8 protein-coding genes are annotated in these 8,028 nt (G+C 61.1%); 7 read left to right on the plus strand and 1 reads right to left on the minus strand.

All coding sequences use genetic code 11. From position 1 onward, the window contains the following. Nucleotides 1-69: 69 nt before the first annotated feature. Complete coding sequence (locus PYR71_RS08865; protein WP_275619039.1) at nt 70-783, minus strand: GntR family transcriptional regulator; 714 nt, start codon at nt 781-783, stop codon at nt 70-72. Between the two features lie 313 nt (nt 784-1,096). On the opposite strand from PYR71_RS08865, the gene PYR71_RS08870 reads away from it, so the two are divergent. The 7 genes from PYR71_RS08870 to PYR71_RS08900 all read left to right on the plus strand — a co-directional run bounded on the left by PYR71_RS08870 (nt 1,097) and on the right by PYR71_RS08900 (nt 7,659). Then, nucleotides 1,097-2,224, plus strand: a complete 1,128-nt coding sequence (locus PYR71_RS08870; RefSeq protein ID WP_183916650.1) for a BMP family ABC transporter substrate-binding protein — start codon at nt 1,097-1,099, stop codon at nt 2,222-2,224. Between the two features lie 20 nt (nt 2,225-2,244). Further along, nucleotides 2,245-3,372, plus strand: coding sequence for an ABC transporter permease (locus PYR71_RS08875; RefSeq protein WP_275619040.1), 1,128 nt, complete (start codon nt 2,245-2,247; stop codon nt 3,370-3,372). Beyond that, entirely contained in the window at nt 3,372-4,298 is a 927-nt protein-coding gene (locus PYR71_RS08880; RefSeq protein WP_275619041.1) for an ABC transporter permease, read from the plus strand. The genes PYR71_RS08875 and PYR71_RS08880 overlap by 1 nt, the downstream gene beginning before the upstream one ends. Nucleotides 4,299-4,402: 104 nt before the next feature. After that, on the plus strand, nt 4,403-5,104 hold the full coding sequence (biuH, locus tag PYR71_RS08885; RefSeq protein WP_183916644.1) for a biuret amidohydrolase: 702 nt from the start codon (nt 4,403-4,405) through the stop codon (nt 5,102-5,104). After that, nucleotides 5,101-6,651, plus strand: a complete 1,551-nt coding sequence (locus PYR71_RS08890) for an ABC transporter ATP-binding protein (protein ID WP_275619042.1) — start codon at nt 5,101-5,103, stop codon at nt 6,649-6,651. Before biuH ends, PYR71_RS08890 begins: the two co-directional genes overlap by 4 nt. Then, nucleotides 6,651-7,319: a cysteine hydrolase family protein gene (locus tag PYR71_RS08895; protein ID WP_183916640.1), complete on the plus strand. Its 669-nt coding sequence runs from the start codon at nt 6,651-6,653 to the stop codon at nt 7,317-7,319. Before PYR71_RS08890 ends, PYR71_RS08895 begins: the two co-directional genes overlap by 1 nt. Further along, nucleotides 7,312-7,659 (plus strand): cupin domain-containing protein, encoded by a 348-nt coding sequence (locus tag PYR71_RS08900; RefSeq protein ID WP_275619043.1) that lies wholly within the window; start codon nt 7,312-7,314, stop codon nt 7,657-7,659. Before PYR71_RS08895 ends, PYR71_RS08900 begins: the two co-directional genes overlap by 8 nt. Nucleotides 7,660-8,028: the final 369 nt, after the last annotated feature.

Raw genomic sequence — 8,028 nt, forward strand, 5'->3', positions numbered from 1 at the left:
GATCAGTGCCGGCGAATGGATTAATCGTCCGGAGCGGCCGCCGAAGTCGACCTCAGGCGCCGCGTGACTTTACCCGCGCTGTGCGCGCTCGGCAGCGGTCGCAAAGACGGCGCTTGCATCGCTGACGATTTCCACATGCGAATAGGCTGCCCGCGCGGCCGCCGGCCCATCTGCTCGCATGATCGCCGTCACGATTACGTCATGCTCGTCGTAGGATTTCGCCAACCGGCCCGGCAACCGGAACTGCGCACGACGGAAAGGCGCAAGTCTGGCCCGGCTCTGCGTTACAAGTTCATAAATGTGCTCGTTGTGCGCGCCGCGATAGAGGCGGTTGTGAAATTCGGTATTGTAGGCAGCATATTCCTCGTCCGCGCCCTGACGCACGAGCCCGGCCGAGGCACGATGCTCGACTTCCAACAGGCGTCGTTCCTCGATCGTCATCCGCTGCGCGGCAAGCCGTGCACAAATACCCTCCAGCTCCGCCATCGCCTCGAACATCGAATGCAGATAGGTCTCCGTCACATTGGTGACGACCGCGCTGCGGTTCGGCTCGCGCTCAACAAGCCCCATTGCTCCAAGTTCCCGGAGCGCCTCGCGCACCGGGGTGCGAGACACTTCGAAACGGGCTGCCAACGAAATTTCGTCGAGCTTGTCGCCCGGTAGAATCTGCCCGGTCACGATCATATCGGCAATGGCCCGCACCATCTGCTCGACGGTCGTCCCTGCCCGGATAATCTCTCGGCGGCGGATCTGCTTCGATGGGTATGTGTAGTCCTGGGCCATGCTGCATACACATGCATTGTCGGGAAAACAAAGTCAAACGCGGTATCAACGGCTTGTTTTCGTTTAGCTAATTACTAAGCCCCCACAGTCGGAAGACAGAATCGATGGCTCCGCAACGCCCGAGTTGGATGCCTTTAGAGGCTTTGCACAAATTTTATACTGAAAGGCCTTTAAATTGCATGCACCTATCTCATTTGCTGGGCGATCGTTGAGTTAAGTCCTGATGTTTCAATGCTTTAACATCTGGCACACGCATTGCATACACTTTTCTGTAACCAATGAACAGGCGGAACCGCCGAAGGGGAGCATTCCGATGACCAAATTCCTTTCCATGAACCGCCGCAGTTTTCTTCAGGCATCTGCGGCCGCCGGCATCGCCGGCGCAGTACCCGGCCTGCTCTCCTCGCGCGCTCTTGCCGAGAGCGCTCTCACGGTCGGCTTCATCTACGTCGGCCCGAAGGATGATTATGGCTACAACCAGGCGCACGCCGAGGGTGCGGCCGTTGTCAGGGCGCTGCCTGGCATCACCGTCGTCGAAGAAGAAAACGTACCCGAGACGGTCGACGTACAGAAGACGATGGAATCGATGATCAACCTCGATGGCGCGACGCTGCTCTTCCCAACCTCCTTTGGCTATTTCGATCCGCACATGCTTGCGATGGCTGCCAAATATCCCGACACGCAGTTTCGCCATTGCGGCGGCCTTTGGCAGGCGGGCAAACATCCGGCCAATACAGGCTCCTATTTCGGTTATATTTTTCAGGGTCAGTACCTGAATGGCATCGCAGCCGGCCATGCAACAAAAAGTAAGAAGATCGGCTTTGTCGCCGCGAAACCGATCCCGCAGGTGCTGCAGAATATCAACGCTTTCCTCCTCGGCGCCCGCACCGCTGACCCGACCATCACCTGCCAGGTCATCTTCACCGGTGAATGGTCGCTCGCCGTCAAAGAGGCCGAGGCCACCAATGCGCTTATCGACCAGGGTGCGGATGTCATCACATGCCATGTCGACAGCCCGAAGGTGGTGGTCGAGACGGCCGCCGGCCGCGGCGCCTTCGTCTGCGGCTATCACGCCAACCAAAGCCCGCTTGCACCCGAGAAGTACCTGACAGGCGCCGAATGGGCGTGGGGCAATGTCTACAGTGATTTCGTAAAGAAGGCCCAGGCCGGGGAAAAGCTCGGCAATTTCGTGCGCGGCGGCCTTAAGGACGGCTTCGTGAAGATGAGCGCCCTCGGCCCCGGCGTCTCCGAGGCTGGGCGCAAGGCCTTCGAAGTCACCCGTGCCGAAATGATGAAAGGCGGCTTCTCGGTCTTCAAAGGCCCGCTCAAGGACAACAAGGGCAACATGGCCGTGACCGCCGACAAGAGCTACGCCGAAGATGCGATCGAACTCGAAAGCATGAACTACCTGGTCGAGGGGGTCGTCGGGTCCACCGCGTAAACTGCGAAGGGAGAAGCGCCATGACCGTCCCGGCCAATGATCCCGCAATACCCATCGCGAATAACTCGGCTTCGCTGCGCCCCATTTTTGAATGGCTTGCGCGGAAAGCCGAACCCCTTGTCATCTGCCTTGCCGCCATCCTGATTGGTCTTGCGCTCTTCTCCCTATTCATCCTGGCGATCGGCAAATCGCCGGCCATGCTCTTCCAGCTCATGTATACCGGCGGCTTCGGCAGCTGGTTTTCGGTACAAAACAGCTTAAGCCGTGCCGCACCCCTTCTCCTGACGGCACTCTGCGTCGCCCTGCCCGCCCGCCTCGGGCTCGTCATCATCGGCGGGGAAGGAGCGGTCGTGCTGGGCGGCGTTGCCGCAGCGGCCATGGCTATGCCTCTGGCGGGTTCGGTACCCGTCTTCCTGACCCTCATCCTCATGGGAATTGCCGCGATGGTGGTTGGCGGGATCTGGATCGGCCTTGCCGGTTTTCTACGCCATTACCGCGGTGTCAACGAGACCATCTCGTCTTTGCTGCTCTCCTATATCGCCATCGCCTTGATGAACCAATTCGTCGAAGGACCGCTGCGCGATCCTGCAAGCCTCAACAAGCCTTCCACCAAACCGCTGCCAGCTGACTACATGCTCGGCAACATCCCTGGCATGGATGTGCATTGGGGCCTTGTCATTGGTATTCTCGCCTGCATTCTCTCCTGGATCCTGATTGAAGTGACGAGCTATGGCTTTGCGGCCCGCATTGCCGGCGGCAATGTGCGCGCAGCCCAGATCCAAGGGCTGCCTGTGGGCAAGCTGATTGCCGGCTTCACCGCGATCGCCGGCAGCTTCGCCGGGCTTGCCGGCATGATTGAGGTCGCCGCCGTGCAGGGCAGCGCCAATGCCTCGCTTGCCGCGGGCTATGGCTATACCGGCATCCTCGTCGCCTTCCTCGCCAGGCACAATCCGCTGGCGATTGTCCCCGTCGCGATTCTGCTCGGCGGCATCGACGCTTCGGGCGGTCTGATCCAGCGCCGCATGGGCCTGCCGGACGCGACCGTGCTGGTGCTGCAAGGCATGCTCTTCCTCGTCATCCTGTTTTGCGAGACCTTCTACGGCCGCTTCAAGATCTTCAATCCCGACCTCTGGAAAAGGAGCCTCTGATGGAAGAGACCGGCATTGGCGCCTGGGGCGTGCCCCTCGCCATCCTTGCAGGCGCTATCCGCGTGTCCACCCCTTTCATCTTTGTCAGTCTGGGGGAGACGGTCACTGAGCGCTCCGGCCGTATCAATCTCGGTCTCGAAGGCACGCTCGTCTTCGGCGCAATGACGGCCTATGCCGTCGCCGTCATGACCAATTCTCCCTGGCTCGGCGTAATCGCGGCCATCGCGACCGGCGCGGTCTTTGGCCTAGCCCATGGCTGGATCTGCAAATGGCCGAGGGTCAACGATATCGCGATCGGAATCGCCATGATGCAGTTCGGCCTGGGTCTCGCCTTCTTCCTCGGCAAGCCCTTCATCCAGCCGGCAGCGCCGCACCTGCCGGCAATTCCGCTGGGCTTCTGGTCCAGTCTGCCGCAGATCCAGGCGGCGCTGAACATCAACGTGCTGTTCCTCCTCGGAGCCGCCCTCGCCTTCGTTCTCCGGTGGGCCCTCGGGAATACCCGCCTTGGTCTCGTGCTACGTGTCGTCGGCGACAGTACGGATGCTGCCCGGGCCATGGGCATCAATCCGGATCGCGTGCGACTGCTCGCCACCGCCGCCGGCGGTTCGCTGGCGGCGATCGGCGGCGCCTATCTCTCGCTCTATTACCCCGGCTCATGGAACGAAGGCATTTCCTCCGGTCAGGGCCTCATTGCCGTCGCACTTGTGATCTTCGCCCGATGGAATCCGATCGGCTGCTTTCTTGCCGCCCTGCTCTTCGGCGGCGCCGGCGCGCTCGGACCGGCGCTGCAATCGGCCGGCGTGAGCGAGGGCTACTACCTCTTCTATGCCGCGCCCTACGTGCTCACCCTCGTCATCATGATCGCGACCTCCTCGCCCACCCGCTCGCTTTCGGGTGCGCCGGGCACGCTGTCTCTGACGAAATGAGGAAGGAGCAGCGCATGTCCGGCCTCGGCATGTCGAACGGATCGCAACGGCCGCATCACCACAGGGAAACATTCAAACGCGCAGGCGAATAGGAGAAGAAGACGATGGACGCCATGGTCGAAACCAAAGGACAATATATCGACGCCGATCCCTATGCCTGGCCCTACAATGGCGACCTGAGACCGGAAAACACCGCCCTCATCATCATCGACATGCAGACGGATTTCTGCGGCAAGGGCGGCTATGTCGACCACATGGGTTATGACTTGTCGCTCGTCCAGGCACCGATCGAGCCGATCAGGCGCGTGCTGGCGGCCATGCGAGCCAAGGGCTACCATATCATCCACACGCGCGAAGGCCATCGGCCCGACCTAGCCGACCTGCCGGCCAATAAGCGCTGGCGCTCGCAGCGGATCGGCGCAGGCATCGGCGATCCAGGCCCTTGCGGGCGTATCCTGACCCGCGGCGAACCCGGATGGGACATCATCCCCGAACTCTATCCAATCGAAGGCGAGACAATCATCGACAAGCCCGGCAAGGGCTCCTTCTGCGCCACCGACCTTGAGCTGATCCTCAACCAGAAGCGGATCGCAAACATCATCCTGACCGGCATCACCACCGATGTCTGTGTCTCCACCACGATGCGCGAGGCAAACGACCGCGGTTTCGAATGCCTGCTGTTGGAAGATTGCTGCGGCGCGACCGACTACGGCAATCATCTCGCCGCCATCAAGATGGTGAAGATGCAGGGCGGCGTCTTCGGTTCCGTCTCCAATTCGCAAACGCTTGTGAGCCAGCTGCCATGAGCACGGTCCGCGACACGCCTCTCCCACAGGCCGGCAGGGCCGTCGGCATCGATACGCTCGACATGACGATGCGCTTCGGGGGTTTCACGGCGCTCGACGATGTCTCGATCAAGGTGCCTGCCGGCAGCTTCCATGCGTTGCTCGGCGAAAACGGCGCCGGCAAATCGACGCTCGTCAAATGCATTATGGGCTTTTACCGCGCCACCTCGGGAGCGCTTTCCATCGACGGCCGCGAAGTGGCCATCGCCTCACCCAAGGACGCCGCCATCTACGGCCTCGGCATGGTCTATCAGCATTTCACGCTCGTCCCGTCGCTGTCGGGCGCCGAAAACCTCGTCATCAGCCGCGCCGAAGTGCCCGCCATCATCAACTGGGCCAAGGAGCGAAAGGACCTTGCTGCCTTCATGGAGCATATGCCCTTCAGGATCCGCCTCGACCGCCCCGTGAGCGAGCTAGCCGCCGGCGAGAGGCAGAAGTTGGAGATCGTCAAGCAGCTCTATCTCGGCCGCTCCTTTCTCGTCCTCGACGAACCGACCTCGGTTCTGACGCCCGCCGAAGCGGATGAGATGCTTGGCCTGATCAGGGGAATGACGGAGCGTGGCGAACTGACCGTGCTGATGATTTCGCACAAGTTCCACGAGGTGACGAAGTTCGCCGATGCCGTCTCGATCCTGCGGCGCGGCAGGCTGGTCGGCACCGGCAAGGTCGGCGAGCTCTCGACATCGGATATGGCCGCGATGATGATCGGCGACGTGAAGCTTGCCGAACTCGACAGTCGCGTTCCCGTCGCCGAAAACGCCAGGCCTGTCCTTGCGGTGGAGCAGGTCAAGGGGCCGGACCGCTCCGGCCTCAAGACCATCGCGATCGACAATCTCATGGTCCGCTCCGGCGAGATCGTTGGCATTGCCGGGATTTCAGGAAACGGTCAAAAAGAGCTGACGGAGATCCTTGCCGGCCAGCGGCCGACTGACAGCGGTCGCGTGAGGGTCAATGGGGAAATTTACGGCGCGACGCGTCTGGAGACCCGCAGAAACAATGTCCGCTTCATCCCCGAGGAGCCGCTGCAGAACGCCTGCGCCCCGCGCATGACAGTCAGCGAAAATCTCGCCTTTCGGACTTTCGACCTTAAGCCGGACGGCAAGGATGCCGTCTGGCTGAACAAGCGCAAGATGAAAAAGCGAGCGGCGGCACTGATCTCGGACTTCAAGGTGAAGACCGCCTCCTCGGCCACGCCGATCGCAGCACTCTCAGGCGGCAATGTGCAGCGCGCCGTGCTCGCCCGCGAACTGACCGGCAAGGTGGACCTGCTGATCGTTTCAAATCCCTGTTTCGGCCTCGACTTCTCGGCTGTCGCCGAAATTCGGGCCCGCATCATGAAGGCTCGTAATTCCGGCGCGGCCGTCCTGCTGCTGTCCGAAGACCTCGACGAGCTGCTGGAGATGTCCGATCGCATCATCGTCATTTCCGAAGGCCGGCTGGTTTATGAGACACCGGCGCGTGTGGCCGATATCACCGTGATCGGCGCCCACATGGCGGGGCATCATTGATGGCGGAGATCAAGGCAGAACCCTTCGCTTTTCCGGTGAGGCACGATCAGCTCGCCCTTATCGTCATCGATATGCAGCGCGATTTCGCCGAGCCTGGTGGCTTCGGCGCAAGCCTCGGCAATGACGTGAGCCGCATCACCAGGATCGTACCGGATGTCCGACGCCTTATCCAAGCCTTCCGCGATGCCGGCCTACCGGTCATCCATACGATGGAATGCCATCAGCCCGACCTTTCGGATCTGCCGCCCGCGAAACGCGACCGCGGCAATCCGGTGCTGAGGATCGGCGACGAGGGCCCTATGGGCCGCATCCTCATATCGGGCGAAAAGGGAACGGCGATCCTGCCGGAGCTTGCCCCGATCGAGGGCGAAGTGGTCATAGAAAAACCGGGCAAGGGCGCCTTCTATGCCACCCGGCTGGGAGAAATACTGCAGCAGAAGGGCGTCAAGCAGCTGGTGTTTGCCGGTGTGACGACGGAGGTCTGCGTCCAGACGACCATGCGCGAGGCAAACGACCGCGGCTACGAATGCCTGCTCGCCGAGGAGGCGACGGAAAGCTATTTCCCTCAATTCAAGGCAGCGACTATCGCCATGATCCGTGCCCAAGGGGCGATCGTCGGGTGGACCGCCCACGTCGACGACATACTGGAAAGCATCGCCGATGCCTGAGACCACCCGCGAACTGCTCACCCTGGGCGGCTGGAAGGAACTGGAATTCGGCCCCTTTCGTGAAAACGTGACCATCCATTGGATCCGCCCGTTCGAAGCGGACCAGCCGGGCGTGGCGCTCCTGAGGTATGAGGCCGGTGCCAGCGTTCCGCGCCATCGGCATCAAGGGTTGGAAACGATTTTGGTTCTGCATGGCGTACAATCGGACGAGGCTGGCGACTACGGCCGTGGCAGCTACATCGTCAATGCGCCTGGAACCGAACATTCGGTCTGGAGCGATACCGGCTGCGTCGTACTCATCCAATGGGACCGGCCGGTGAAAATACTTGACGATGACTAACCTTAGGGTAGCATCATCGGCTGGTGTCGCAACGATTGGTACCAGCAAGGTGTTACTCGATGATTTCCGCGGCTTTAATGTTCATTCGGTAGGCTTGCCGGTGCCATTCTGTGTTTCGGCGTGCAAATTTGACCCCCTTGGCGGGGCAATCGGCATCCAATTTTGGGTCTGACTCATTCTCGATGATGTTTTGGATTCTACTGGCCTGGTTTCTGAAGGAGGATCAGCGCCATGCGAACCCGTTTTCGGCTTTCCGATCTGATCCCTGCCGAGTTGAACGTGGAGGCAGTGCTCGGTGATGACATAGTCCGACCCATGGCCCGCCGGACAGCACGCCTGGACACCTTGGTTCACCATCTCGCTTTGGCA

Source organism: Rhizobium mulingense (assembly GCF_029194105.1).
Lineage (GTDB): Bacteria > Pseudomonadota > Alphaproteobacteria > Rhizobiales > Rhizobiaceae > Rhizobium > Rhizobium mulingense.

What these genes read in the sequence shown, in the direction of transcription:
- PYR71_RS08880 (WP_275619041.1), top strand. Translation starts at nt 3,372, where the DNA reads ATGGAAGAGACCGGCATTGGCGCCTGGGGCGTGCCCCTCGCCATCCTT.
- PYR71_RS08895 (WP_183916640.1), top strand. Translation starts at nt 6,651, where the DNA reads ATGGCGGAGATCAAGGCAGAACCCTTCGCTTTTCCGGTGAGGCACGAT.
- PYR71_RS08870 (WP_183916650.1), top strand. Translation starts at nt 1,097, where the DNA reads ATGACCAAATTCCTTTCCATGAACCGCCGCAGTTTTCTTCAGGCATCT.
- PYR71_RS08900 (WP_275619043.1), top strand. Translation starts at nt 7,312, where the DNA reads ATGCCTGAGACCACCCGCGAACTGCTCACCCTGGGCGGCTGGAAGGAA.
- PYR71_RS08875 (WP_275619040.1), top strand. Translation starts at nt 2,245, where the DNA reads ATGACCGTCCCGGCCAATGATCCCGCAATACCCATCGCGAATAACTCG.
- biuH (WP_183916644.1), top strand. Translation starts at nt 4,403, where the DNA reads ATGGACGCCATGGTCGAAACCAAAGGACAATATATCGACGCCGATCCC.
- PYR71_RS08890 (WP_275619042.1), top strand. Translation starts at nt 5,101, where the DNA reads ATGAGCACGGTCCGCGACACGCCTCTCCCACAGGCCGGCAGGGCCGTC.
- PYR71_RS08865 (WP_275619039.1), bottom strand. Translation starts at nt 783, where the DNA reads ATGGCCCAGGACTACACATACCCATCGAAGCAGATCCGCCGCCGAGAG.